22 protein-coding genes and 2 tRNA genes are annotated in these 23,652 nt (G+C 70.7%); 6 read left to right on the plus strand and 18 right to left on the minus strand.

The annotated features are described in order from the left end of the window. The first annotated feature begins 64 nt into the window (after positions 1-64). Entirely contained in the window at positions 65-2,263 is a 2,199-nt protein-coding gene (locus ACFY01_RS18850) for an elongation factor G-like protein EF-G2 (protein ID WP_390736840.1), read from the plus strand. Between the two features lie 186 nt (positions 2,264-2,449). Next, the gene (locus tag ACFY01_RS18855) at positions 2,450-4,096 is read left to right on the plus strand and encodes a hypothetical protein (RefSeq protein ID WP_390736841.1); all 1,647 of its coding nucleotides are present in this window, start codon (positions 2,450-2,452) and stop codon (positions 4,094-4,096) included. Positions 4,097-4,232: 136 nt separating this feature from the next. Here ACFY01_RS18855 and ACFY01_RS18860 read toward each other — a convergent pair whose 3' ends face one another. The 4 genes from ACFY01_RS18860 to ACFY01_RS18875 all read right to left on the minus strand — a co-directional run bounded on the left by ACFY01_RS18860 (position 4,233) and on the right by ACFY01_RS18875 (position 8,800). Further along, positions 4,233-4,793, minus strand: a complete 561-nt coding sequence (locus ACFY01_RS18860; protein ID WP_390736842.1) for an HIT family protein — start codon at positions 4,791-4,793, stop codon at positions 4,233-4,235. Between the two features lie 136 nt (positions 4,794-4,929). Next, on the minus strand, positions 4,930-6,906 hold the full coding sequence (gene thrS / locus ACFY01_RS18865) for a threonine--tRNA ligase (RefSeq protein WP_390736843.1): 1,977 nt from the start codon (positions 6,904-6,906) through the stop codon (positions 4,930-4,932). Positions 6,907-7,001: 95 nt separating this feature from the next. After that, complete coding sequence (locus ACFY01_RS18870; RefSeq protein ID WP_390736844.1) at positions 7,002-8,237, minus strand: hypothetical protein; 1,236 nt, start codon at positions 8,235-8,237, stop codon at positions 7,002-7,004. Further along, positions 8,234-8,800, minus strand: a complete 567-nt coding sequence (locus ACFY01_RS18875) for a DUF4365 domain-containing protein (RefSeq protein ID WP_390736845.1) — start codon at positions 8,798-8,800, stop codon at positions 8,234-8,236. Before ACFY01_RS18875 ends, ACFY01_RS18870 begins: the two co-directional genes overlap by 4 nt. A 168-nt stretch (positions 8,801-8,968) precedes the next feature. Here ACFY01_RS18875 and ACFY01_RS18880 point away from each other — a divergent pair, with 168 nt between their 5' ends. Next, positions 8,969-9,697, plus strand: a complete 729-nt coding sequence (locus ACFY01_RS18880; protein ID WP_390736846.1) for a 3'-5' exonuclease — start codon at positions 8,969-8,971, stop codon at positions 9,695-9,697. 39 nt (positions 9,698-9,736) lie between these two features. Here ACFY01_RS18880 and ACFY01_RS18885 read toward each other — a convergent pair. From ACFY01_RS18885 to ACFY01_RS18925, 9 genes are all read right to left on the minus strand, one after another. After that, positions 9,737-9,808: transfer RNA gene (locus tag ACFY01_RS18885), tRNA-Val, on the minus strand. A 39-nt stretch (positions 9,809-9,847) separates the two neighbouring features. Then, the gene (locus tag ACFY01_RS18890) at positions 9,848-10,294 is read right to left on the minus strand and encodes an SRPBCC family protein (protein WP_390736847.1); all 447 of its coding nucleotides are present in this window, start codon (positions 10,292-10,294) and stop codon (positions 9,848-9,850) included. 124 nt (positions 10,295-10,418) lie between these two features. Then, the gene (locus tag ACFY01_RS18895) at positions 10,419-13,157 is read right to left on the minus strand and encodes a Tat pathway signal sequence domain protein (RefSeq protein ID WP_390736848.1); all 2,739 of its coding nucleotides are present in this window, start codon (positions 13,155-13,157) and stop codon (positions 10,419-10,421) included. A gap of 113 nt (positions 13,158-13,270) precedes the next feature. Further along, complete coding sequence (locus tag ACFY01_RS18900; protein WP_390736849.1) at positions 13,271-13,861, minus strand: hypothetical protein; 591 nt, start codon at positions 13,859-13,861, stop codon at positions 13,271-13,273. Between the two features lie 9 nt (positions 13,862-13,870). Next, positions 13,871-14,746: a carbohydrate ABC transporter permease gene (locus tag ACFY01_RS18905; protein ID WP_390736850.1), complete on the minus strand. Its 876-nt coding sequence runs from the start codon at positions 14,744-14,746 to the stop codon at positions 13,871-13,873. After that, entirely contained in the window at positions 14,743-15,699 is a 957-nt protein-coding gene (locus tag ACFY01_RS18910) for a carbohydrate ABC transporter permease (RefSeq protein WP_390736851.1), read from the minus strand. Before ACFY01_RS18910 ends, ACFY01_RS18905 begins: the two co-directional genes overlap by 4 nt. Before the next feature lie 14 nt (positions 15,700-15,713). Beyond that, positions 15,714-17,000, minus strand: coding sequence for an extracellular solute-binding protein (locus ACFY01_RS18915; RefSeq protein ID WP_390736852.1), 1,287 nt, complete (start codon positions 16,998-17,000; stop codon positions 15,714-15,716). Positions 17,001-17,202: 202 nt separating this feature from the next. Continuing rightward, positions 17,203-17,274: transfer RNA gene (locus ACFY01_RS18920), tRNA-Val, on the minus strand. 87 nt (positions 17,275-17,361) lie between these two features. Further along, positions 17,362-17,820: a TIGR02611 family protein gene (locus ACFY01_RS18925; RefSeq protein WP_390736853.1), complete on the minus strand. Its 459-nt coding sequence runs from the start codon at positions 17,818-17,820 to the stop codon at positions 17,362-17,364. Positions 17,821-18,011: 191 nt separating this feature from the next. Between ACFY01_RS18925 and ACFY01_RS18930 the strand changes: the two genes are divergently transcribed. Together ACFY01_RS18930 and ACFY01_RS18935 are read left to right on the plus strand one after the other, a co-directional pair. Next, the gene (locus ACFY01_RS18930; protein WP_004002642.1) at positions 18,012-18,425 is read left to right on the plus strand and encodes an SsgA family sporulation/cell division regulator; all 414 of its coding nucleotides are present in this window, start codon (positions 18,012-18,014) and stop codon (positions 18,423-18,425) included. Positions 18,426-18,680: 255 nt separating this feature from the next. After that, positions 18,681-19,241 (plus strand): CGNR zinc finger domain-containing protein, encoded by a 561-nt coding sequence (locus ACFY01_RS18935; protein ID WP_390736854.1) that lies wholly within the window; start codon positions 18,681-18,683, stop codon positions 19,239-19,241. Between the two features lie 112 nt (positions 19,242-19,353). Here the strand turns inward: ACFY01_RS18935 and ACFY01_RS18940 are convergent, their stop codons facing one another. Together ACFY01_RS18940 and ACFY01_RS18945 are read right to left on the minus strand one after the other, a co-directional pair. After that, positions 19,354-19,506, minus strand: coding sequence for a hypothetical protein (locus ACFY01_RS18940; protein WP_167747935.1), 153 nt, complete (start codon positions 19,504-19,506; stop codon positions 19,354-19,356). A 166-nt stretch (positions 19,507-19,672) separates the two neighbouring features. Further along, complete coding sequence (locus ACFY01_RS18945; protein WP_390736855.1) at positions 19,673-20,119, minus strand: hypothetical protein; 447 nt, start codon at positions 20,117-20,119, stop codon at positions 19,673-19,675. A 239-nt stretch (positions 20,120-20,358) separates the two neighbouring features. Here ACFY01_RS18945 and ACFY01_RS18950 point away from each other — a divergent pair, with 239 nt between their 5' ends. Then, positions 20,359-20,880 (plus strand): DsbA family protein, encoded by a 522-nt coding sequence (locus tag ACFY01_RS18950; RefSeq protein ID WP_390736856.1) that lies wholly within the window; start codon positions 20,359-20,361, stop codon positions 20,878-20,880. Positions 20,881-20,882: 2 nt separating this feature from the next. Here ACFY01_RS18950 and ACFY01_RS18955 read toward each other — a convergent pair whose 3' ends face one another. Genes ACFY01_RS18955 through ACFY01_RS18965 form a run of 3 tightly spaced genes read right to left on the minus strand, consistent with a single transcriptional unit; the run spans position 20,883 to position 23,619 of the window. Beyond that, entirely contained in the window at positions 20,883-21,704 is an 822-nt protein-coding gene (locus ACFY01_RS18955) for a GNAT family N-acetyltransferase (RefSeq protein WP_390736857.1), read from the minus strand. Between the two features lie 53 nt (positions 21,705-21,757). After that, positions 21,758-22,579 carry an aminotransferase class IV gene (locus tag ACFY01_RS18960; RefSeq protein ID WP_390736858.1) on the minus strand — a complete coding sequence of 274 codons (822 nt, stop codon included), beginning with the start codon at positions 22,577-22,579 and terminating at the stop codon, positions 21,758-21,760. Further along, positions 22,576-23,619 (minus strand): chorismate-binding protein, encoded by a 1,044-nt coding sequence (locus ACFY01_RS18965; RefSeq protein ID WP_390736859.1) that lies wholly within the window; start codon positions 23,617-23,619, stop codon positions 22,576-22,578. Before ACFY01_RS18965 ends, ACFY01_RS18960 begins: the two co-directional genes overlap by 4 nt. Positions 23,620-23,652 lie beyond the last annotated feature (33 nt).

The following is a 23,652-nucleotide window of genomic DNA, read 5'->3' on the forward strand; positions in this document are numbered from 1 at the left end:
CCAGTGCACGCGGTGCCGCGTGTCCGCGCCCACAGTGACCTCACCGTGCACGGGAGGCAGGACCATGGGCGACAAGGCGCACACACACCCCGGGGCCGCCGGCAGGGCTACGGCGGCCGACCACCCCGCGTCCGTACGGAATGTGGTGTTGGTCGGCCACTCCGGTTCGGGCAAGACGACTCTGGTGGAGGCTCTCGCGCTGACCGCGGGAGCGGTGAACCGGGCGGGCCGCGTGGAGGACGGCGGCTCCGTCTCCGACTACGACGACATCGAGCACCGGCAGCAACGCTCGGTACAGCTCTCCCTGGTGCCCGTCGAATGGGACGGGTTCAAGATCAACCTTCTCGACACCCCCGGATACGCCGACTTCGTCGGGGAGCTCAGGGCCGGTCTGCGCGCGGCGGACGCGGCCCTCTTCGTCGTCTCGGCCTCGGACGGGGTGGACGGCTCGACCCGGATGGTGTGGGAGGAGTGCGCGGCCGTCGGCATGCCGCGCGCCATCGTCATCACCCACCTGGAGGCGGCGCGCGCGGATTTCTCGGAGATGACCCGGGTCTGCGCGGAGGCGTTCGGCGCCGACGACCCGGACGCCGTGCTCCCGCTGTACCTGCCGCTGCACGGCCCGGAGGGCCCCGACGGGCACGCGCCCGTGACCGGCCTTACCGGACTGCTGTCGCAGAAGCTGTTCGACTACTCCACCGGGGCGCGCAAGGAGTCCGAGCCGGGCGAGGACCAGTTGCCGCGGATCGACGAGGCCCGCAACCGGCTCATCGAGGGGATCATCTCCGAGAGCGAGGACGAGACCCTCATGGACCGCTACCTCGGCGGTGAGCAGGTCGACGTCAAGACGCTGATCCAGGACCTGGAGCGGGCCGTCGCGCGCGGCGTGTTCTTCCCCGTCCTGGCCGCCGCCCCCGCGGCCGACGGCGCCCGGCAGGGTCTCGGCACGGTCGAACTGCTCGAGCTGATCACGGGCGGCTTCCCGACCCCGCTGGAGCGCGAGCAGCCCCGGGTCACCACGCCCGACGGCACACCGCGCGAACTCAAGCCGTGCGATCCCGGTGGACCGCTGGTCGCCGAGGTCGTCAAGACGTCCTCCGACCCCTACGTCGGCCGCATCTCCCTGGTCCGCGTCTTCTCCGGCACCCTGCGCCCCGACGAGACGGTGCACGTCTCCGGGCACGGGCTGGCCGACCGCGGCCACGAGGACCACGACGTCGACGAGCGCATCGGCGCCCTGTCCACGCCGTTCGGCAAACAGCAGCGCCCGGTCAGCCACGCCGTCGCGGGCGATCTCGCGTGCGTGGCCAAGCTGAACCGCGCCGAGACCGGGGACACCCTGTCCGCCAAGGACGACCCGCTGCTGATGGAGCCGTGGGAGATGCCGGACCCGCTGCTTCCGCTGGCCATCCAGGCGCACAGCAAACCGGACGAGGACAAGCTCAGCCAGGGCCTGTCCCGGCTGGTCGCCGAGGACCCGACCATGCGGCTCGAACAGAACCAGAACACCCACCAGGTGGTGCTGTGGTGCCTGGGCGAGGCCCACGCGGACGTGGCCCTGGAGCGGCTGCGCAGCAGGTACGGCGTCCAGGTCGACGTCGTACCGCACAAGGTGTCCCTGCGTGAGACCTTCGGCACCAGGGCCGCCGGACGCGGACGGCACGTGAAGCAGTCCGGCGGGCACGGGCAGTTCGCCATCTGCGAGATCGAGGTGGAGCCGCTGCCCGGTGGCTCGGGCATCGAGTTCGTGGACAAGGTGGTCGGTGGTGCCGTGCCCCGGCAGTTCATCCCGTCGGTCGAGAAGGGCGTACGGGCGCAGGCCGCCAAGGGGGTGGCCGCCGGGTATCCGCTGATCGACGTGCGGGTCACGCTGCTGGACGGCAAGGCGCACTCGGTGGACTCCTCCGACGCCGCCTTCCAGACGGCGGGCGCGCTCGCCCTGCGTGAGGCCGCCGCCGACGCGAAGATCCACCTGCTGGAGCCGGTCGCCGAGGTCACCGTGCTGGTCGGCGACGACTACGTGGGCGCCGTGATGAGCGACCTGTCCGGGCGGCGCGGCCGGGTGGTCGGCACCGAACAGGTGGGCACCGGACGCACCCTCGTACGGGCCGAGGTGCCGGAGATCGAGATCGGCCGGTACGCGGTCGACCTGCGGTCCCTGTCGCACGGCACCGCCCGCTTCAGCCGGGCGTACGCCCGGCACGAACCGATGCCGCCGCAGATCGCCGAACGCATCCGTCAGGAGGCCAAGGACGGCTCGTAGGCGGGTGCCGTTCCCCCGTCGGCGGGCGGCTTCGGCCGTCCGCCGACGAATGTCGGTGCCTGCGGATACGCTGATGACGTGATCAACACGGATGCGCCTGATCACCAGGTGTCCTGATCAAGAGGTGTGCGGAGCAAGGAAGTCGGGAAGGCCGCAGGAGCGGGGCCGCGGCGATCGGGGGCGGGAATGTCGGTGGGAACGGAATGGGACGGGCCGCAGGTGCCCATCTCGGGGGACGAGAGCCAGGCGGCGACCTTCGCCCTGGCCTCGGCGGCCTACCGGGACAGCGGCGTCACGGAGATCCTCAAGGCCAACAACGAATGGCACGAGTCGACCGTCAACGACGGCAGGTTCTCCCTGTTCAGGCCGAATCTGGGCGAGGCCTTCTCGCGGGCCGTGGTCGACCGCATGCTCGCCCCAGGCCGAGGCGCGCTCATCCAGTCCTTCGGGACCGAGCCCCAGGTCGTCGTCGAGCACTGCCTCGCGGCCAACGCCATCCGCCGGGACCGCGACAACCGGCTGTCCGCCGTCATGGTGGTGTGCGGCCTGATCTTCCTGCCCGGGCTCCTGGTGTGGCTGCTCGTCTTCCAGATCCGCTCCACCATCGCCAAACTCACCAACAGGCGGGCCGGCGCCCTCGGCACCACCCTGCTCGTCGCCTTCGGCGCGCTCGCCGCGCTGTTCCTGGTGCGCATGCCGTTCCACGGGTTCTGGGCCTGGTACGCGCGCGCGGCCGTGGTCGCTCCGGTGCTGGGCTGGTTCTGGGCCAAGCGCATCTGCGAACGCACCGCGCACGACCTGCGCGGGCGCTGGGACGGTCTGCTCGCCGGCAGCAGCGTCGGCGCCAAGATCCCCGAGTCGGTGCCCAGCAGCCCCGCCCAGACCGCCGCCGAGCAGCTGCGCCAGTCCCTGGCCAAGCTCAGCGCCGAGCAGCAGTCCAACTCCGTCTTCTACGCCGGGCCCAAGGGCATACTCGGCATGGGCACCCGCTGGGGTGCCTGGCAGCTCGCCGAGGACCTGGTCCCGGCCGATGCCGCCCGGGAGATCCACCCCTTCCGCAGCTGGGACGTCATCCGCGCGATCCACGACCAGCTGCGCATGCTGGAGCGCGGCCCCCTGAACACCGGCGGCTTCCCCAAGCCCTCGATCCGGCACTGGATCGTGACGCCGACCGGGGAGAACGCCAAGGCGGTCTCCCGGCCGGAGGGCACCGACGTCGAGGCGTACCAGGTCAAGTCGCACGCCATACAGGACATCTGCAACAAGCAGCAGTTCGGCAGCGGCGACCGGCACTACCTCGGGGTGCAGTGGACGCTGTGGGACGGGCAGTTGATCATCACCATGCTGATCACCGTGACCGTGCTGCACGAGACGCTGCGCATCGAGGTGACCGGGCACGCGCTGGGACCGGTGCACTCGCTGTTCACCTCGAAGCCCGAGGCGCCGACGAAATCGGTCGCCAAGTCCTTCAAGCCCTGGGAGTCCCGCACGATCAAGCTGCCGCTGGTCGACGCCGACGAGGTGGTACGACTGGCCGCGCGGGCACCGCTGACCTGGTACCCGCCGCTGCTGAACTGGCTCGGCGGCACGCTCGCGCTGCCCGAGCCGTTCGGACTCCGGCACGTCTGGGCGGACAAGCCGTGGCGGCACCGGTTCATGGCCGACGACGCGCTGCGCGCCGCCACGCCGGTGCTGCGGGTGGTGCACTCGTCGGCGATCAAGGTGCTGCGGGAGAACGGCGTGGACGTGGAGAAGTTCGGCGCGCGGTCGGCGTTCCTCAGCGGACAGGTGCAGGACCCGACCCCCAAGAAGGCCGATCTCTACGAGGCGTAGGCCTCCGGCGGTTCGGCGGCCTACGGGTGCGGGTGGGTGGGAGTGACGGCTTCCGGGGGCTGCCGCCCCCAGGCCCCCGCTTCGGCCTGAACGGCCTCGTCCTCAAGCGCCGGACGGGCTGATCCCCCTCAGCCATTCACACCGTCGGCCAGGCCTCCGCCAGCATCTTGCGGGTGTCGGCCAGCAGCTGCGGCAGCACGCGCGTGTGGCCGACCACCGGCATGAAGTTCGTGTCGCCGCCCCAGCGGGGCACGATGTGCTGGTGGAGGTGGGCGGCGATACCGGCGCCCGCCACGGTGCCCTGGTTCATGCCGATGTTGAACCCGTGCGCGCCGGAGGCGGTGCGCAGGGCCGTCATCGCCTGCTTGGTCAGCTCGGCCAGTTCGGCGGTCTCCGGACCGGTGAGTTCGGTGTAGTCCGCGACGTGCCGGTAGGGCACGGTCATCAGGTGACCGCCGTTGTACGGGTAGAGGTTGAGCACCGCGTACACGTGCTCACCGCGCCGGACGACCAGCCCGTCCTCGTCGGACTTGGCCGGGATCGAGCAGAAGGGGCAGCCGTCGCCGGCGCCCGGGCCGCTCGGCTTGTTCTCGCCCTGGATGTAGGCCATCCGGTGGGGCGTCCACAGGCGCTGGAACGCGTCCTGCGTCCCCACTCCGATCTGCTGCTCCGGCTCACTCGTCATGCAACGCAGCATATGGCGTCCCGCCGGGGAGCAGGACAAGGCCCCCGGGAAACCCGGGGGCCTTCAAAACCCCGCATGAGCGGGCAGCAGGACACCTTGTGCATCTGCGCGCTGCGAATCGGAACACCCCCGCGTCGGCGGGGAGCGATCACACCTGCACGCGACGCTCGACCACGTCAACGAGCTTCGCCAGCGCCTGGTCACTCGGGATGCCGTTCTCCTGCGAGCCGTCACGGTAGCGGAACGACACCGTGCCCGCGTTCATGTCCTCGTCACCGACGATGATCATGAACGGCACCTTCTGCTTCTGGGCCGTCCTGATCTTCTTCTGCATACGGTCGGAGGAGGAGTCCACCTCGACCCGCAGCCCCTTCTTCTTGGCCTCGGCGGCGAACTTCTCCAGGTACTCGACGTGCGCGTCCCCGATCGGGATGCCGACCGCCTGGACCGGGGCGAGCCACGCCGGGAAGGCGCCCGCGTAGTGCTCCAGGAGCACCGCGAAGAATCGCTCGATGGAGCCGAACAGCGCGCGGTGGATCATGACCGGGCGCTGCTTGGAGCCGTCGGGGCCCGTGTACTCCAGGTCGAAGCGCTCCGGCAGGTTGAAGTCGAGCTGGATCGTCGACATCTGCCAGGTGCGGCCGATGGCGTCCTTGGTCTGGACGGAGATCTTCGGACCGTAGAAGGCGGCGCCACCCGGGTCCGGGACCAGGGGCAGGCCCTGCTTCTCGGCGACCTGGCGGAGGGTCTCCGTGGCCTCCTCCCAGACCTCGTCGGAGCCGACGAACTTCTCCGGGTCCTTGGTGGACAGTTCGAGGTAGAAGTCGGTCAGGCCGTAGTCGCGCAGCAGGCCGAGGACGAAGGTGAGCGTCTTGTCGAGCTCGTCGGACATCTGCTCACGGGTGCAGTAGATGTGCGCGTCGTCCTGCGTGAAGCCCCGGGCGCGGGTGAGGCCGTGCACGACGCCCGACTTCTCGTACCGGTACACGGTGCCGAACTCGAAGAGGCGCAGCGGCAGTTCGCGGTAGGAGCGGCCGCGCGCGTCGAAGATCAGGTTGTGCATCGGGCAGTTCATGGGCTTGAGGTAGTAGTCCACGCCCTCGTCGAGCTGCATGGGCGGGTACATGCCGTCGGCGTACCAGTCCAGGTGCCCGGACGTCTCGAAGAGCTTCCCCTTCGTCGCGTGCGGGGTGTAGACGAACTCGTAGCCCTCCTCCTCGTGACGGCGGCGCGAGTAGTCCTCCATCACGCGGCGGACGATGCCGCCCTTGGGGTGGAAGACGGCGAGGCCGGAGCCGATCTGCTCGGGGACCGAGAAGAGGTCGAGCTCGCTGCCGAGCTTGCGGTGGTCGCGCTTCTCGGCCTCGGCGAGGAAGTCGAGGTGGGCCTTGAGCTCGTCCTTGGACGGCCAGGCGGTGCCGTAGATGCGCTGGAGCATGGGGTTCTTCTCGCTGCCGCGCCAGTAGGCGGCCGCGTTGCGCATCAGCTTGAACGCCGGGATGTTCCGGGTGGTGGGCAGGTGGGGACCGCGGCAGAGGTCCTTCCAGCACAGGTCGCCGGTCTTGGCGTCCAGGTTGTCGTAGATCGTCAGCTCGCCGGCGCCGACCTCGACGTCCGCGCCGTCGTCGGCGGAGGCGGAGCCCTTCAGGCCGATCAGCTCCAGCTTGTACGGCTCGTCCGCCAGCTCCTCGCGGGCGGCGTCGTCGGTGACGACACGGCGGGAGAAGCGCTGCCCGCGCTTCTGGATCTCCTGCATCTTCTTCTCGATGGCCTTGAGATCCTCGGGCGTGAACGGCTTCTCGACGTCGAAGTCGTAGTAGAAGCCGTCCTTGACGGGCGGGCCGATGCCCAGCTTGGCCTCGGGGAACAGCTCCTGCACGGCCTGCGCCATGACGTGCGCGGTGGAGTGGCGCAGGATGTTCAGGCCGTCCTCGGAGGAGATCTCGACGCCCTCGACGGTCTCGCCGTCCCGGACCACGTAGGCGAGGTCCCGCAGCTCGGTCCCGACACGCGCGGCGATGATCGAGCGCTCGCCGGCGAAGAGCTCGGCGGCCGTAGTGCCCGTCGTCACCACGCGTTCTTCCCGCTCGGAATCGCGTTGGATGATCACACGGACGTCTGACACCGGTCTCTCCTGACTGAAGGTGGGATGCGGCGCCATACCAGGGGCGCGCGCATGACTGCGATCGTACCGACCCCGGGCCGCCGACCGCGAAACGGTCACCCTCGGTCCTCCGCCCCGCCCGCCTCCCCGAAGAAGTCGAGGTTCTCGTGCAGTGACTTGAGCAGCTGGTCCCGCTCGGCGTCGTCCACCTGTACCGGTACGACCTCGCAGGCGCCGGTGAGCCTGCGGAAGCCGCCCCGGCTCTCCAGCCGTCCCCGCACCCGCACCGGGAGTCCGACGAGGTGGGCGTGGCCGGCGATCCGGTAGTCCTCCTCACCCAGGGTGACGCGGACGTGCGGCACCTCGACGCCGGCGATCACCCGCAGCCGTACGGTGCCCTCGCCGCGCGGTCCCGGCCTGCGCATCCGCACCACCGTGCCGGTGATCCGCACCGGTACCGCGGGTTCCTCGCGCAGATAGCGGGCCCCGGCCTCGCGCAGGGCGGGCAGGTCGCCGGGCGAGAACTCGACGGGTTCCGCCGAGGCCGCGCAGCCCTCGGGAACTCCGGCGGCCGGCGCCCACTCGACGGCGATCCGGGCGCCCTCCGTCCCGCGCACGAGGGCGATGAGGGCGTCGGTCAGCTCGCGGCTGACGCCCGCCTCGACGGCGCCGTCGAAGGCGTCCATGCCGCCGGTGGCCCGCTGGTAGTCGATCGCCTCACGGACGGCGTACAGGGCCTGGTGGAGGCGTACGGCGAGGGGGCGTGCGGCGCCCACGGGGACGAAGGCGGTGAGGGGGCGGCCCGAGGCGGCCGGGCCGACGAGGACGTGCTCCAGCAGCGCGGCGGCCGGCCGGCGGTGCCGGGCGCCGTGGTAGCCGGCACGCGCGCGCGTGGCGAGCGCGGCGGCGAGGAGGGTCTGGCGGGCCGCGGTGCGCAGCTGCTCCTCGACGGTCCAGGGGGCGGCGCCCACGGGGCCGCTCGGCGTGTCCCGCCACCAGCGGATCTCGTCGCTGGGGACGGTGAGGGAGACGAGCACCTCGCGGGCGGAGGGCGTGCCGCTGCGGGTGAGGGCGAGGAGCGCCTCGCCGAGCAGGTCGTCGCTGTCGGGGAAGGCGCGGCTCTCGGGCACGAGCAGGCTGGTGCCGCCCGCGCCCGGGCCCGGCGGGGTCCAGCGGCCGTAGCGTCCGGCGGCTCCGCCGCGCCGCTGCCAGCCGTGCCGGCGCAGCAGGGCGCTCAGTACGGCCGGGTCGACGTCGGCCGGGTCGGGGGGACGGTCCCAGGGGGCGGCGGCGGGGCCGTCGGGGTGCGGCCTGAGCTGCCGCGGGGGCTCGTCGAGGGGGCGGTGCGTCACGGTCTGCCTCCCGTCCCGACCCGCGTCATGATCTCGCACAGCGCCCGGTCGTCGAAGATGCGTGAGGTCGGTATCCGCACGGTGGTCCGGTGCCGTCCGGTGACGGGGTGGCCGGCGAGGTTGATCCAGTAGCAGCAGTGCCTGAGGTCGAGGCGGTCGTGGCTGGCGCGCAGCCAGTCGTCCTGGGACCTCGGCACGAGCATCACCACGAGGATCTTGTGCACCGAGACGGGTGTGCGGGCGAGTTTGCGCAGGTGGTCGTTGTCGAGCGTGAAGGAGAAGAAGCGGCCCGGAGGGTTGGGGGCGATCTGGTAGGTGCACTTCAGCTGGACCTTGATGGTCACCTCGTCGTCGACGGTGTGCCCGGGTGCGCTGTGGCTGACGTGCCAGTCGATGCCGTTGTCCGGGAACGGCTGGGACAGCGAGCAGCCCGCCGCCGCGGCGACCGCGTGCAGATAACCGACCTGCAGTGTCTCCATGCAGGCGGTGGTGGCGAGTGTGCCGCGAAGAGGGCCCGTGCGTTCGGGCAGCAGCCCGCCCCGCTCGGGCTGCGCTATCGCCATGACGAACAGCCTTCCACGCCAAGGATTTCCCCGTTCCGGGCCGCTGAACTGCAAAGACCCGTACTCCTGTTGTGTCCTTCCGGCGTACGGCGCAAACAGCCCGGGTATCACCAAACAGGCAGAAGACGGTACGTCAGCTGCTCTGGGTGAACGAGGAGTTGTGGTCGTATGACGTGCTGGTACGAGGGGCCGCTGGCCGCCTTCGACACGGAGACGACGGGCGTGGACGTCGAGACCGACCGGATCGTGTCGGCCGCCGTCGTCGTCCAGGACGCGCCGGGCACCCGGCCCCGGGTGCGGCGCTGGATGGTGAACCCGGGTGTCCCGGTGCCCGAGGGGGCGACGGCGGTGCACGGGCTGACGGACGAGCATCTTCAGCGCAACGGCCGCTGGCCGGCGCCGGTGATGTACGAGATAGCCGAGGAGCTGGCGGAGCACGCGTCGCTGGGCCGTCCGCTGGTGGTGATGAACGCGCCGTTCGATCTCACGCTGCTGGACCGGGAGTTGCGCCGCCATCGCGCGTCCTCGCTGGAGCGCTGGTTCGAGGCGTCGCCGCCACTGCGGGTGCTGGATCCCCGGGTGCTGGACAAGCACCTGGACCGCTACCGCAAGGGCCGTCGCACGCTGACCGACCTGTGCGCGCACTACGGCGTGGCGCTGGACGGCGCGCACGACGCGGGGGCGGACGCACTGGCGGCGCTGGAGGTCGTACGCGCCGTGGGGCGCCGTTTCGCGGCCCGGCTGGAGCGGCTGACGCCGACCGAGCTGCACGCCCTCCAGGTGGGCTGGCACGCGGCACAGGCGCGCGGGCTACAGGCGTGGTTCGTGCGCAGCGGCTCTTTGGAGGTGGTGGACCCGTCGTGGCCGCTGCGTCCGGAGCTGCCGACGGCGGCATGACGAAGGCCGGTCCGCGGTTGCGGACCGGCCCTCTCCCGGTGGGCGATACTGGGTTCGAACCAGTGACCTCTTCGGTGTGAACGAAGCGCTCTCCCACTGAGCTAATCGCCCGGGAACGCACTGAACAATACAGGCCCGGACGGGCTTCCTTCAAACCGCTTCCAGGTACCGCAGCAGTCCGCGCCGTCCGGCCCGCATCATCAGCCGGTGGTTGGCGCGGAAGAGCGGCCGTCCCGGCACGGCCAGCCGTCTGAGGAGCGGCTTGCGCACGTCGACGACCTGGTCGTAGCGGGCCAGGGATCCGGGGCCGTGCGGGGTGACGGTCCAGCACGCCCGGCCCTCGATGTCGCCGGTAAGGGTGACCTCGAGGATCCCGGACGCCGGGTCGCGGCGCGTCTCGCGCGCGGTGAAGGTCATGTCGTACGGCAGGACGGAGCGGACGGTGATGACGCCGGTGGTGTCGTCGAGCCGGGTCACCGCCCGCACCTGGGGCCACCAGCGGGGGTATTCCTCGGCCCGCTCCAGTGCCTCGTACACGGCGGAGGGCGGCGCGGGCAGGGGCCACAGGCTGCGGAAGCGGTAGTGGGACCAGTCCATGGGCAGAGTCTGCCCTGGTGGGCGCGCCGAACTGAGTACGCGTACTCATGCGGCCCACCGTGACGCGGACCACACTCGGGGAACGAGCGCCGCCGCCCGTGCGACGGCGCTCCCCCCTCGCACCCTAGGACGGCATCCTGTCGCCGAGCAGGGCCAGGTTCTCGATGGCCGCGAGCCCGTAGAGCGCGGTGTCGTTGCTGGACACCCAGCTCGCCTCGCTGCCGGGCACCAGGGTGGCGGGGCCGCTCAGCTTCTCCGTCTTCCACGGTGAGGACTCGGTGTAGCCGTCGGAGCCGTAGAACTTCGTCCAGGCGCGCTGGGCGAGTGTCGCGTCGCCGGTCTGGACGGCGGCGTACGCGTCGAGGCGCGAGTGGCCCTGGAACAGCAGCAGGGAGCCGAAGTCGGAGCCGTAGCGGGCCTTCTGCTCGGCCTTGGTGGCGTTGAAGTAGCGGCAGTAGTCGAGGTAGACCTCCTTGAACTTCGGCATGTCGACCAGGTGGATCAGCTCGGCGCACAGTTCGTTCAGGCCGAAGACGGCCGACAGGTGGGAGACGGAGACCACCGGTGTGCCGGCCACGGCGAACTTGCCGGTGTCGAGGTCGTACAGGCCGCTGCCCTGCACGAAGCCGTTGGGCTGGGCGGCGATGCCCTCCATCGTGGACAGTACGCGCGCCTTGGCCTTCTCCCACTTGGGGCCCTTGCGCTCCCACTCCGTCAGCCAGGCCGACACCAGACCGCTCCAGTCGGTGCCGAAGCCGATCGACAGGGCGTGCCGGTCGGGCGTGTAGGGGTCGGTGCGCACCTTGCGCTGCGGGTCGAGGACGAGGAAGGTCTCGTCGGAGTCGACGTTGGCGTGCATGAGGTCGCCGACGCGTTCGTCCGCGGTGAGGAAGTAGTAGAAGCGGCGGTAGGTGGTGTTGGCGATGCGCTGCTGCTTGGCGCTGTCGGCGAAGTGCTGCACACCGTGCCGGGTGCCGAGGCCCGCCCATTCGCCGAGGTGGTAGACGTCGACCTCGCCGGTGTGCCGGGTGAGCGCCTCGGCGAATCGGAAGAGGTCGGAGCGCCCGCTTCTGATGTACGCGTACCAGAGCCACAGGTCCGGTGAGAGCTCGGAGTTGTCCCAGGCGTAGCCGCCGATGTCGTAGCGCCACACGTGCCGCGCGGCGTCGTAGGTGTGCATGAAGTCGCCGTAGTCCCAGAAGCCGTACCAGCGGCGCTGCTCCACCTGGTCCTTGTAGTAGGTGAAGAGGAAGTCGAGGTGGTCCTCGATCTTCGCCTTGGCGGCGGTGGAGCGGTCGGGCTCGGAGTACAGGCCGGGGCCGAAGACCTTGGCCTTGATGAGCTGCTTGGGCGGGGCGGCCAGCTGCGGCAGCACGCGTACGGCGTTCACCTGCTCGGCGAGGGTGTCGGCGCTCGGGGTGGAGTCGTTGGCCCAGAAGAGGAGCTCGGAGGTGCGGGCGATGCCGTACGGGGTGCCGAACTTCGGCTCGTAGTCCTCGTAGGTGATGTTGAGGCCTTCGAGCTGTTCGGCGTAGGTGTCCTGGCCCATGCCGTCGTGGTAGAAGCGCAGGTCCATGGGCTGGGCCTCGGGTGACCAGAGCCAGAGGGTGACGGTGGCCTCGTCGGTGTGGGCGTCGCGGATGTCGAGCTGGGCGGGGAACTTCTCCCAGAAGTCGCGCAGCCCGAAGGAGAGTCCGCCGCTCGCGCCGCCGACGTAGCCGAAGCCGGAGGCCCGCTTGCCACCGCCGGCGCCGATCCAGCCGTAGCCCTTCTTGGTGCGCTTGCGCAGGGTGAAGCCGTCGGCGGACAGCTGGGAGAGGGTGTAGTCGCCCCAGTGCGGGATGTACTTCAGGCGGGTGGTGACCCGCTGGTCCCAGGTGGAGGGGTCGGGAAGCTTCTTCCCCTCGTACTGGGCGGCCTGCACGGCGGCGCCCGGGTCGCGGCGCAGTCCGGTGATGCCCTGGACGGCCTCGCGCAGCAGGCCGGTGTCCTCGCCGCCGATGCGGATGTGCCGGTCGTAGGCGGCGTCCCGCATGGGCACGGAGAAGCGGACGCCGAGGCCGCGGATGAAGTCGCCGCTCGCCTTGCCGGGCTCCAGGGTGCCGTCGTAGGTGATGGTGTGCACCATGCGGAAGGAGTCGGCGCCCGCGTAGAAGTAGAGGCGGAGGGAGAAGGGCAGCCAGCCGCGGTCGCCCTTGCGGTGCTTGCCGTCGATGCGGACGACGGCGCGGACCGGGCCCTCCTGCTCGACGGTGACCGACGAGATGGCGCCGTCGAAGCGCTCGGTCCTGACGCTGCCCTGGTCCTCGTCCTCGATCTCGGGCTGGCGGATGAGCACCAGCCGCCCGTTCCTCGCGATCTCCGTCGAACCCCGGGTGACGGACTTGACGATCGTGGAGCCGTTCTTGCCGATCTTCGCGGTGATGACGCCGGTCGACACGTCGATGGTGCCGCCGCTCTTGTCCACGGTGATCCTCTTGGCGGGGGCCTCGGGCGTACCGGCCTTGAGGGTCAGCTTGCCTGAGCCGGAACTCACCGCGTGCGCGGTCCACTTGAGGGAGCCGTCGGGCCAGTGGGCGAGCGGCCAGGACTGTACGGGGACGTCCTTGCCGTCGGCGTCCGTGATCGCGAAGGTCTGGTCCTCCTGGTAGGCACCCATCGGCCAGGGCACACCGACCGTGGAGCCCGGTGCGGCCCCGAGGCCGCCGTCCTCCAGCCAGTCGAGGGTCACCGGGTCCGCGCCGTCGGCTGCCGCTGCGGGCGCGGCCTGCGCGTCGTTCGCGCCCAGCGCCCAGCTGAACTGGGCGGCGGCTCCGGCGGCCGCGGCGGCCTTGAGGAGGGATCTGCGGGGGATGGGAGACATGAGAGTCGGACTGTCCTTTCCGTGCGGGAAGTCTGGAATGCGTGCGGATAGTCAGGGGCATGACAGAGAGGCGCGGCGCCCAGGGCGCCGGCCTTGATCGGGGGCACCGCCGGTCAGCGGCGCCGGTACCGCTCCTCCACGGCGACGGCCGCCGCCGCGACGGCCCCGAGCACGGGGACCGCCAGCGGTGCGACGAGCAGGGCGGAACAGGCGACGAGGACGATGCCGCCGACGAGCAGGAAGGAACCGGTGGGGTCGAGGACCGTACGCCGGCCGGCCGCGGCGAGCAGGGCCCGCCAGGTGTCGCCCGGAGCCCAGACGGCCGCCGCGCGCATCCCGGCGACGGTTGTGCCGATCAGCGCGAACAGCCCCAGCGCCCCGACGAGCGGGCCACCGGGCAGCCCGGCCCGCACCGCCTGGACATCCACCCACGCCAGGGCCGCCGCGGCCCACCCGGCGAGCCCGACGGCCCAGCCGCCGCGCAACGCCGTCCGGAAGTCCACGGTGAACTCCCGCCAGCCACCGCCGCGATGGGCGGTACGGCGCCGCAGGTGCCGGGCCCCGGCGGCGAAGGCGGCCGGGTAGGTGACGACCCCGAGCGAGGCGACCGCGATCCACACCCCGGTCAGCAGACACTCGGCGAAGACCGCGAACCGCTCACCGAACACGGACTCCTTGCGTGCCTTGACGCGTGCCTCGGCCATGGCGCCCCCTCAGCCCTTCAGTCCGGAGGTCGCCATGCCGTCGATCAGGTACCGCTGGAAGGCCATGAAGAAGACGATGACCGGCACCAGCGCCACCAGCGACATCGCGATCATGCTGCCGTAGTCGGAGATGCCCTCCTGGTCGCGGAACATCATCAGGCCGAGCGAAACGGTGTACTTCGAGGGTGTGTTGAGGTAGATCAACGGCCCCATGAAGTCGTTCCACGCGTTGATGAAGGTGAAAATGGCGCTGGTGATGACGGCGGGGCGGCTCAGCGGCAGCACGATGGACCAGTAGGTCCTCAGGTGCCCGCAGCCGTCGAGCTTGGCGGCCTCGTCCAGCTCGCGTGGCAGGCCGCGCATGAACTGCACCATCAGGAAGACGAAGAACGCCTCCGTGGCCAGGAACTTGCCTGCCACCAGCGGCACCAGCGTGTCGACGAGTTCCAGTTTGCGGAACATCACGTACTGCGGGATGAGCAGCACGTGGTACGGCAGCAGCAGCGTGCCGATCATCAGCGTGAACAGCAGGTTCCGCCCGGCGAACCGGATCTTGGCGAAGGCGTACGCGGTCAGCGAGCTGGACAGCACCACACCGACCACGGCGAGGCCCGCGTACATCAGCGAGTTCACGAAGAAGCCGCTGACGGAGAGGCCGGAGATACCGTCGGCGAGCCCGGAGAAGTTCGCCCAGACCGGCTTGGTGGGCAGCAGGTCGAGGCTGGCGATGATGTCCTTGCTCGGCTTGAACGAGGCACCGAGCACCCAGATCACGGGGTAGAGCACGACCGCGAGGACGACGAGCGCGCCCACGTGCCAGGTGAACGACCCGAGGCGCCGCCGCTCGTTCGTGGTGCGCCCAGCAGGACTGGTGGCGGTGGTCACTTGGCGGCCTCCTCGTAGTGCACCCACTTCTTCTGCGACCAGAACAGGACCGCCGTGACGAGCGCGACCGCGACCACCAACGTCCAGGCCATCGCGGCGGCGAAGCCCATCTGGGCCTCCTTGAAGCCCTTCTGGTAGAGGTAACAGGTGTAGACGAGCGTGGCGTCGGCGGGCCCGCAGCGCGTGTCGGAGACCACGTACGCGGAGCCGAACACCTGGAACGCGTGGATGGACTCCAGCAGCACGTTGAAGAACAGCACCGGGGAGATCATCGGCAGCGTGATGTTCCAGAACCGCCGGAAGGGACCGGCCCCGTCCACCTCGGCCGCCTCGTACAACTCCCGCGGGACCTGCTTGAGGCCGGCCAGGAAGATGACCATCGGCGCGCCGAACTGCCAGATGCTGAGGGCCACCAGGGCGTAGATCACGTAGTCCGGGTTGCCGATCCAGCCGCCCACGTGGAGACCGAAGATCTTCTGCGTACGGTCCACGATCGCGTCGTCCGAGAACAGCGCCCGCCACACGAAGCCCACGGAGACGCTGGCGCCGATGAGCGAGGGCAGATAGAACGCGGCCCGGTACAGGGCCTGACCGCGCCGCTCCTGCGCGAGCAGCAGCGCCACGCCGAGCGCGAGCAGCAGCTTCAGCGGGGTGGCCACGACCACGTACTTCAGCGTGACCTGCACCGACTTCTGCCAGCGCGGGTCGTGGAACATCGTCGTGAAGTTGTCCAGGCCCACCCATTTCGGCGGCGTGAACAGGTTGTAGCTGGTGAACGCGTAGTACAGCGACGCGATCATCGGCCCCGCCGTGAGCAGCAGGAACCCCGCGATCCACGGCGACATGAAGAGATAGCCGGCGATGTTCTCGCGGCGCCGCCCGCGCCGCCCGGCGGCGGGAGCGGCGGACCGCTTCCCGGCCGGGCGCGCGGGCGCTTCCTTGACGAGCGTCATGGTGGTACGTCCCCTCAGCCCGCGAACGCGGCCTTGGCCTCGCTGAACAGCGTCTTGGCGGCGTCGGCCGGCTTGGTCTTGCCCTGGGCGACATCGCCGCCGATCCGCAGGAACGCCGCCTCGACGATGTCGGCACCGGACGGGTGCGGCGTGATCTTCCCGAGGACACCGGCCTTGGCGACCTCGTCCTCGTACGCCGCGACACCCTTGTTCTGGGCGTCAGTGGGCTTGAACGCGTCGTACTGCTCGGTCGTGGCGAGGATGCCGCGGTCGTAGCCCATGATCTTGCCGACCTCGGGGTCGTGGACCATGAAGTCGATGAACTGGGCGGCTTCCTTGGGGTGCTTGGTCCCGGCGAAGGCACTGAGCATCAGCGAGCCGAGGTACTGGCCGGTGTCCTTGCCGTTCGTGGTGGGGATCGGCGCGAGCCCGTAGTCGGAGTCGCCCTCGCCCTCGTAGCGGATGGAGAAGTTGTCCCAGGTGAACTCGGACGCGGCGAGCCCCGCGGAGAGGCCGGACTTGGGCTTGACCTGCTCGATCTTCTTCGGGTCGGCGACGAGCCCGGACTTCACGCGCTTGTAGCCGTCCTCCCACCACTGCGTCAGATCGTCCTCGGTGAAGCCGAGAGCGCTGTCGGTGAAGAAGGCCTTGCCGTTCTGCCGCAGGTACAGGTCGTACAGGTACATGATGGCGAAGTAGCCGGTGTCACCGGCGATCTTCAGCTTGTCCTGGATCGTCTGGAGCGCGTCGAAGTAGTCGTCCCAGGTCCAGCCGAACTTCGCCGCGACGCCCGCCTTCTTGAAGGCCTTGAGGTCGATGACGAGTGCCATGGTGTTGGCACCGACGGGAACGCCGAGCTGCTTGCCGTCGGCCTGACCGGCCGTCAGAACGCTGTTACGGAAGTGCTTCAGGCTCAGATTCCCCGCGTCGGCCTGCGTCTTGAGATCCATCAGAACGCCGCGCTTGTCGTACTTGCGCAGGAATCCGACCGCATTCTGGAAAACGTCCGGCGGATTCCCACCGGAGGCCTGGGTCTGGAACTTCTCCCAGAACGATTCGTAGTCGGTGAATTCAGGCTTGATCTTGATCTTCGGGTACTTCTTCTCGAAGAGCGCGATCGTCTTCTTGATGGCGATGGTGCGCGGCTCGCCACCCCACCATGCGTAACGGAGTGTCACCGTCCCGTCCCCGGAGCCGCTGTCGCCCCCGCACCCCGCCGTCGCCCCCAGCCCGAGGGCGGCCGCCCCCGCCCCGGCCGCCTTCAGGATCGTACGCCTCTCGAAGTTCTTGCCGATCACCACTGTTGGGCCTCCCCGCAGCCTCGCACCCTGCTCATGAATCGTTTCAAGTAAGCGCTTGCTGGCACAAGGTACGGAGGGGCTGAGGGTGCGTCAATGATTCGGACAGGATTTTCTTCGGGCGGGGCCCGGTGGGGCATCCCGGCCGCAGGGCACACGACCACGGCCCACCTGCGCTCTCGCAGGTGGGCCGTGGTTACGGGGGTGGGCGATACTGGGTTCGAACCAGTGACCTCTTCGGTGTGAACGAAGCGCTCTCCCACTGAGCTAATCGCCCGGGTGCAGGAAGAACATTACCCCATGTCAGGGGTGCGACCGACCATGGGCAGCGGGGACCGGCGGTCGGGCCGGGTCCCGTGGCGGATCACTGGTCCTTGATCTTCCAGGGCATCACCAGGCCGAACTTCCACAGGTAGATCCCGGCCAGGACGCCCACGACCGCCAGGCCGGCCGAGGTCAGGATGATGTTCCGGCGGCGCACCCTGGGGTCGAGTGCCCGCTGGGCCGCCTCCGTGACCTTGCGCTTGGTCCAGCGGAGGACCAGCTGGGCCCAGACGAACTCGGTCGCCCAGATCGCCATGCCGGCGAAGATCACGACCCAGCCCGGCCCGGGGAGCGGCAGCATGACGATCCCCGCCGCCACGACCGCGAGCCCGATGACGAAGACCCCGACCTGCCAGCTCAGGTGCAGTGCGCGCCGAGCCTTGATGAAGTCCGGCGCCTTCGAGCCGAGTCCCCGCTCGTCCCGCGCCCCGTCCGTCATCGCCTCCGCCTTGTCCGTCGCCATGGCGACTTCGCCCGGATCGTTACTCCCCGTATTCATACGACCAAACACTACCGGAGTGAAACCTGTCACCGGAATGGACGTACCTCGCGGATCGGTTCTCGGCCGGAAGAGTTACGTAAACACACGCAAAACCCTCAGAGGGGTTTACAACGGCACCGTAGGTGGCATGTCGATTTCGCCGACGTGCGAATCCCCGAGCGCACACTGAGCGAAAGGCCCTGGCGCTTATGAACACCACGGTCAGCTGCGAGCTGCACCTGCGCCTCGTTGTGTCGAGCGAGTCCTCCCTGCCTGTCCCCGCAGGCCTGCGGTACGACACGGCCGACCCCTACGCCGTGCACGCCACCTTCCACACCGGAGCCGAGGAGACCGTCGAGTGGGTGTTCGCCCGCGACCTCCTCGCCGAGGGGCTTCACCGTCCCACGGGCACCGGCGACGTCCGTGTCTGGCCGTCCCGGAGCCATGGTCAGGGCGTCGTGTGCATCGCCCTGAGCTCCCCGGAGGGGGAGGCCCTGCTCGAGGCCCCGGCGCGGGCCCTGGAGTCCTTCCTGAAGCGGACGGACGCGGCCGTGCCGCCCGGCACGGAACACCGGCACTTCGATCTGGATCAGGAGCTCTCGCACATCCTGGCGGAAAGCTAGGTCGCGGGTCGAAGCCGGCCGGCACCGTCCACTCGGGGAGACGGTTCGGTCGGCTCTCGGGCCAGGACAACCGCATACGGCATGACCGGCGCCGTCACCGTGCGTGTTCACGGGGGCGGTGTCGGTGTGCGCGCTCGTCCGTCCCGCGGGCATGACGGGAACCTCTGCGGGCGCGCAGCCGTTCCTTCGGCAGTGTCGCTACCATCGGCCAGCATCGGCGGGCGTCCGCCCGACCCCCCAGGCAGGGAGCGAAACGTGCTGATCACCCACGACACCCGGTGCGCCCTCGACACCGTGGTGGCTCTGGTGAACACCGCGCCGGAGGACGACTCGGCGGCGGACGGGCTGCCGGACGTCGCGGCTCTGGCGGATTTCGTACGGAAGCACGAGATCAGCGATGTGGGGGTGCTCTCGGAGTTCGACCTCTCCGCGGTACGCAAGGTCCGCGGGCGGTTCGCGGGCATCTTCGCCGCACCGGACGCCCGCAAGGCCGCCGGGATGATCAACGATCTGGTCGCCGCCGCGGGCACCACTCCCCGGCTGACCGATCACGACGGCTACGACTGGCATGTGCACTACTTCGCCCCCGGCGCCTCCATGGCCGACCATCTCGCCGCGGACTGCGGGATGGCGCTCGCCTTCTTCGTGGTGGCCGGGGAGCAGGAGCGGCTGCGGCGCTGCGAGGCGCCCGACTGCCGGCGGGCCTTCGTCGATCTCTCCCGCAACCGCTCGCGCCGCTACTGCGACAGCCGTACCTGCGGGAACCGGCTGCATGTGGCCGCCTACCGGGCCCGGCGGAAAGAGGCGACGGGCTGAGCTCCGGCACGGTCCGGTGCCGGCGCGGTCCGGTGCCGGCGCGGTCCGGTGCCGGCGCGGTCGATGTCGACGCCGCCCCCGGCGGGTGACGCCGGGGACGGGCGTGTACGGCTCACAGCAACAGCAGATCGTGCAGCGCAGCCATGAGGAGCAGACACCCGATCACCGCAAGGAAGATCATCAGCGGTGGCTGGGAAAGGGCGAAGAGGCACCCGCGCGGCTCGTCCTTCGGCGGCGCGGCCTCGCTCTCTGACGTGTCCAGCATCTCGCGGCGATGATGGACCACGGGGCGCCCCGTACGCGATCAACACACCCGGAATGAACAGGAGTTCGCCGAAATCCTTGATCTCCGGTTCACTTCCGGCTGGGCGGTGATCGTTTTCGGGCGGGCCGGAGACGATCTTTGTTCCCTCAGGGGCTCCAGTGCCGGGTCATATGCCGTGCTTCTTGAGGATGGCCTCGATGTCGCTGAAGTCGTCGGCGGTGCCGCCGGCGCGGGGTGCCGTGGCGGGAGGGGCGGCCGGACGCGTGGCTGGGCCGAGGGAGGGCTCCGAAGCCTTCGGCGCGACCGCCGCCTCGCGGCCGGCGGCCCCGGCCGCCTTGCGCTCGGCCCGGGTGCCCCCGCGCCGGCGCTCCACGGCCCGGGTCGTCGCGAACAGGGCCCAGGCCACGCCCAGCACCACGAAGCCCGCCCATGCGGTCGGGCTGAACGCGGTGTCGGCCAGCCAGCCGACGATGCCGGTCATCACCAGCCCCACCGGCACGAGCGAGTACGCGGCGATCCGGGCCGCGGCCAGGAAGCGCCTGCGGTAGGCCGTGACCGCCGCGATGCCCAGGCCGGCCGCGGACACGGCGGAACAGACTGTCTCGGCGATCATCCGGTCCTCCAGGCGGCTGGGTCGGGCGGGGCGGGCGCGGGGAACGTGCCGGTCACCGCGGCACGGCGCCACCGGGGCACCACGTCCCTCTGCACCTCTATCGTGCACCGTCGCGGACCCGCGGGGCCATGCCCCGGCCCGACATCAGGGACATCTCCGGGTCGCCTCCTCCTTGGGGCCGGTCCGGCCGGTCCGGCCCAGGATTGGGTCGGTGGGGTCCGGCCTGGGAGACTGGTGGCATGAGCGACTCCTCCCCCGTCGGCACCGCCGTGCCCGTGCTGGACGTCTGGTGCGAACTCCAGTGCCCGGACTGCCGCAGCGCCCTCGACGACCTGCGCGCCCTGCGCGCCCGCTACGGCGACCGGCTGGAGCTGCGGCTGCGGCACTTCCCGCTGGAGAAGCACAAGCACGCCTTCGCCGCCGCCCAGGCCGCGGAGGAGGCGCTGGAGCAGGGGCGGGGCTGGGAGTACGTCGAGGCCGTCCTCGGCCGGGTGGCCGAGCTGGACCGTGAGGGCGAACCCTTCCTGGTCGAGGTCGCCCGGGAACTGGGGCTGGACGCCGAGGAGTTCGACACCGCGCTGATCGACGGCCGGCACATCCTGATCGTCGACGCCGACCAGGCCGAGGGCAAGGCCATCGGTGTCACGGGCACCCCGACCTACGTCATCGGCGGCGAGCGCCTCGACGGCGGCAAGAGCCAGGAGGGGCTGCGCGAGCGCGTCGAGGAGATCGCGGACCGGTTGCTGGCCGGCGGGGCCTGACCTCAGAGCAGGGGCTTGTACAGCGTGTGGCTCACCGGCAGGTAACCGAGCGAGTCGTACAGCCGCTCGGCCGGTGTGTTGCCGGCGAACACGTTGAGGCCGAGGGCGCGTCGGCCGGCGGCCACCGACTGCCGTTCCGCCAGCAGCATCAGGGTGCGTCCGTGGCCCCGGCCGCGGGCGGCCTCGTCCGTCTCGACGTCGCAGACGAAGGCGGTCTCCCTGGACACCGACAGCCACAGGGTGCCGACCCTGGTGCCCTCGTGTTCCAGAACGCTCAGCACCATGGCCTCGGTCGCGAGCCCGTCCGGCAGCAGTCGCGCGTAGTCGGCGCGCGCCTTGGCCACGGCCTCGTCCTCGGGCACACCGCGGCTGGTCCAGTCGTGGATGTAGCCCACCTCGCCGTGCTCGTGCCACGGCCCGTACTCGGCCTCGGTCATCGGCCTGCTCCGGCTGCCCGCGGGCAGCTCCGGCGGGGTGTCGCCGAGCGGCTTGACCATGCCGCGGTTGCGGTGGACGTAGCCGAGCACCGTGGCCAGCCGCAGCGCGGCCTCGGCGTCGGCGGGCACCGTCATCTCGATCTGCCCGCAGCCCCAGCCGCGCGCCACCTCCTCGGCGGCCAGCGCGGCCACCGTGCCCCGGCCGCGCCGGCGGTCCGGTTCGTCGACGCTCAGGTCGTGGATCTGGGCCACCGAGGGAAAAGTGGGGTGTGTGCACAGGCGCAGCCCGCCGACGGGGCGGCTGTTCACGCACACACGAAAGCGGCGGGACAACGCCCCGTCGGCGGCGCGCTGGAGCGGCTCGGTCGGCCGCAGGGTCGTGGTCATCACACCTGTTCTACCCGGACCACGGCGAGGGATCAGCCGGATGTTCGCGCCCGTCAGGGATCGAGGTCGTTCCCCGCCCGCTCCTCGAAGATCCGCATCGCCTTGGCGGTCACCGGACCGGGGGCGCCGGGCAGTTCCCGGCCGTCGACCCGGTGCACGGCCTGTACGTCCCGCAGCGTGGACGTGAGGAAGACCTCGTCGGCCCGTTCCAGGACGTCCAGCGGCAGGTCGGTCTCCTTCGCGCCGGTCCACTCCACGGTCAGGGCACGGGTGATGCCGGCGAGGCAGCCGGAGGCGAGCGGCGGGGTGTGGATCTCGCCGTCCAGGACGACGAAGACGTTGGAGCCCGTGCCCTCGCACAGCCGGCCGACCGTGTTGGCGAACAGCGCCTCGGTGGCGCCCTGTTCGTGGGCGCGGGCCAGGGCGACGACGTTCTCGGCGTACGAGGTGGTCTTCAGGCCGGTGAGGGCGCCCCGCTCGTTGCGGGTCCAGGGGACGGTGATCACGGCGGTGGAGTCGGCGCGGCGGGCGGTCTCGCCGAGGGCGACCACCAGGGTCGGGCCGTGCTCGCCGCGGTCGGAGCCGAGCGGGCCGTGGCCCCCGGTGTAGGTGATGCGCAGCCTGCCGAGCGGCATCGGGTTGGCCTCGAGGACGGCCGCGCAGGCCCGGCGGATCTCGTCGTGGTCGGGGTCGGGCAGGCCCAGGCCCCGGGCCGAGCGGGTCAGCCGGTCGAGGTGCCGGGTGAGCGCGAAGGGCTCGCCGCGGACCGCCTTCACCGTCTCGAAGATGCCGTCGCCCACGGTCAGCCCGTGGTCGAAGACGGAGACCCGGGCGGTCTCGACGTCCTGCAATCCGCCGTCCAGCCAGATCCTCATGAAACAGCCCCTCCACTCTCCTCGTACGCCCCCGACGCTACCGCGAGCAGCCGGGAGGCCTTGAGCTCGGTCTCCCGCCACTCCCCCTCGGGGTCGGAACCCCAGGTGATGCCGGCGCCGGTGCCGAATCTCAGGACACCCTCCGCGCGGTCGATCCAGAAGGTGCGGATGCCCACGGCCAGCTCCCCGACGCCCCGGTCGGCGTCGACCCAGCCGATGCCGCCGCAGTAGGGGCCGCGGGGTGCCGTCTCCAGGGCCTCGATGATCCTCAGGGCGCTCGACTTGGGCGCGCCGGTGACCGAGCCGGGCGGGAAGGCGGCGTCGAGCAGCTCCGGCCAGCCGGCTCCGTCGCGCAGCTCGCCGCGGACCGTGGAGACGAGGTGGACCAGGCCGGGGTGTTTCTCCACGGCGCACAGGTCGGGGACGGTGACGCTGCCGGTGGCGCAGACACGCCCGATGTCGTTGCGGACCAGGTCCACGATCATCACGTTCTCGGCGTAGTCCTTCTCCAGGAGGTCGGCCTCGGTGCGCCCGGTGCCCTTGATCGGTCCGGAGTCCACGGTCCGCCCGTGGCGGCGCAGGAACAGTTCGGGCGAGGCGGTGGCTATCTCGACGCCGTGCCCGGGCAGCCGAATCGTTCCTGCGTACGGTGCCGGGTTGCCGCGTGCCAGCAGGGCGGTCAGGGCGTCCACGTCGGCGTCGGGCGCGACGGGCGCGGTGAGGACGCGGCAGAGGTTGGCCTGGTACACCTCACCCGCCGCGATGTACGCGCGTATCCGGCGTACCGCCTCCGTGTAGGCGGCGCGGTCGAGCGACGACGTCCAGGCGCCCACGGCGGGGCCCCGCCACCTCCCCGGCACCGGAGCCGGCACGGGCTGTTCGCGTACGTCCGCGAAGCGGGCGCAGGTCAGACGGCCCTCGAAGTCGGCGCAGACGGCCCAGAAACCGGTGGAGTCCAGGGCCGCCGGATCACTGGTGACGTCGAGGAGGCCGGTGGCGAGACGGTCGCCGAAACGGGCGATAGGAGGCAGGTGGAGCACGCAGCCGAGTCTATGGCGGGTGTCGTACGGGTG

It is taken from the genome of Streptomyces sp. NPDC001480 (assembly GCF_042894725.1).
In the GTDB taxonomy this organism is placed as follows: Bacteria; Actinomycetota; Actinomycetes; order Streptomycetales; family Streptomycetaceae; genus Streptomyces.

Coding starts and splice junctions, on each gene's coding strand:
- ACFY01_RS18850 (WP_390736840.1), top strand. CDS start 65: ATGGGCGACAAGGCGCACACACACCCCGGGGCCGCCGGCAGGGCTACG.
- ACFY01_RS18855 (WP_390736841.1), top strand. CDS start 2,450: ATGTCGGTGGGAACGGAATGGGACGGGCCGCAGGTGCCCATCTCGGGG.
- ACFY01_RS18860 (WP_390736842.1), bottom strand. CDS start 4,793: ATGCTGCGTTGCATGACGAGTGAGCCGGAGCAGCAGATCGGAGTGGGG.
- ACFY01_RS18875 (WP_390736845.1), bottom strand. CDS start 8,800: ATGGCGATAGCGCAGCCCGAGCGGGGCGGGCTGCTGCCCGAACGCACG.
- ACFY01_RS18880 (WP_390736846.1), top strand. CDS start 8,969: ATGACGTGCTGGTACGAGGGGCCGCTGGCCGCCTTCGACACGGAGACG.
- ACFY01_RS18890 (WP_390736847.1), bottom strand. CDS start 10,294: ATGGACTGGTCCCACTACCGCTTCCGCAGCCTGTGGCCCCTGCCCGCG.
- ACFY01_RS18895 (WP_390736848.1), bottom strand. CDS start 13,157: ATGTCTCCCATCCCCCGCAGATCCCTCCTCAAGGCCGCCGCGGCCGCC.
- ACFY01_RS18900 (WP_390736849.1), bottom strand. CDS start 13,861: ATGGCCGAGGCACGCGTCAAGGCACGCAAGGAGTCCGTGTTCGGTGAG.
- ACFY01_RS18910 (WP_390736851.1), bottom strand. CDS start 15,699: ATGACGCTCGTCAAGGAAGCGCCCGCGCGCCCGGCCGGGAAGCGGTCC.
- ACFY01_RS18925 (WP_390736853.1), bottom strand. CDS start 17,820: ATGAATACGGGGAGTAACGATCCGGGCGAAGTCGCCATGGCGACGGAC.
- ACFY01_RS18930 (WP_004002642.1), top strand. CDS start 18,012: ATGAACACCACGGTCAGCTGCGAGCTGCACCTGCGCCTCGTTGTGTCG.
- ACFY01_RS18940 (WP_167747935.1), bottom strand. CDS start 19,506: ATGCTGGACACGTCAGAGAGCGAGGCCGCGCCGCCGAAGGACGAGCCG.
- ACFY01_RS18945 (WP_390736855.1), bottom strand. CDS start 20,119: ATGATCGCCGAGACAGTCTGTTCCGCCGTGTCCGCGGCCGGCCTGGGC.
- ACFY01_RS18950 (WP_390736856.1), top strand. CDS start 20,359: ATGAGCGACTCCTCCCCCGTCGGCACCGCCGTGCCCGTGCTGGACGTC.
- ACFY01_RS18955 (WP_390736857.1), bottom strand. CDS start 21,704: ATGACCACGACCCTGCGGCCGACCGAGCCGCTCCAGCGCGCCGCCGAC.
- ACFY01_RS18960 (WP_390736858.1), bottom strand. CDS start 22,579: ATGAGGATCTGGCTGGACGGCGGATTGCAGGACGTCGAGACCGCCCGG.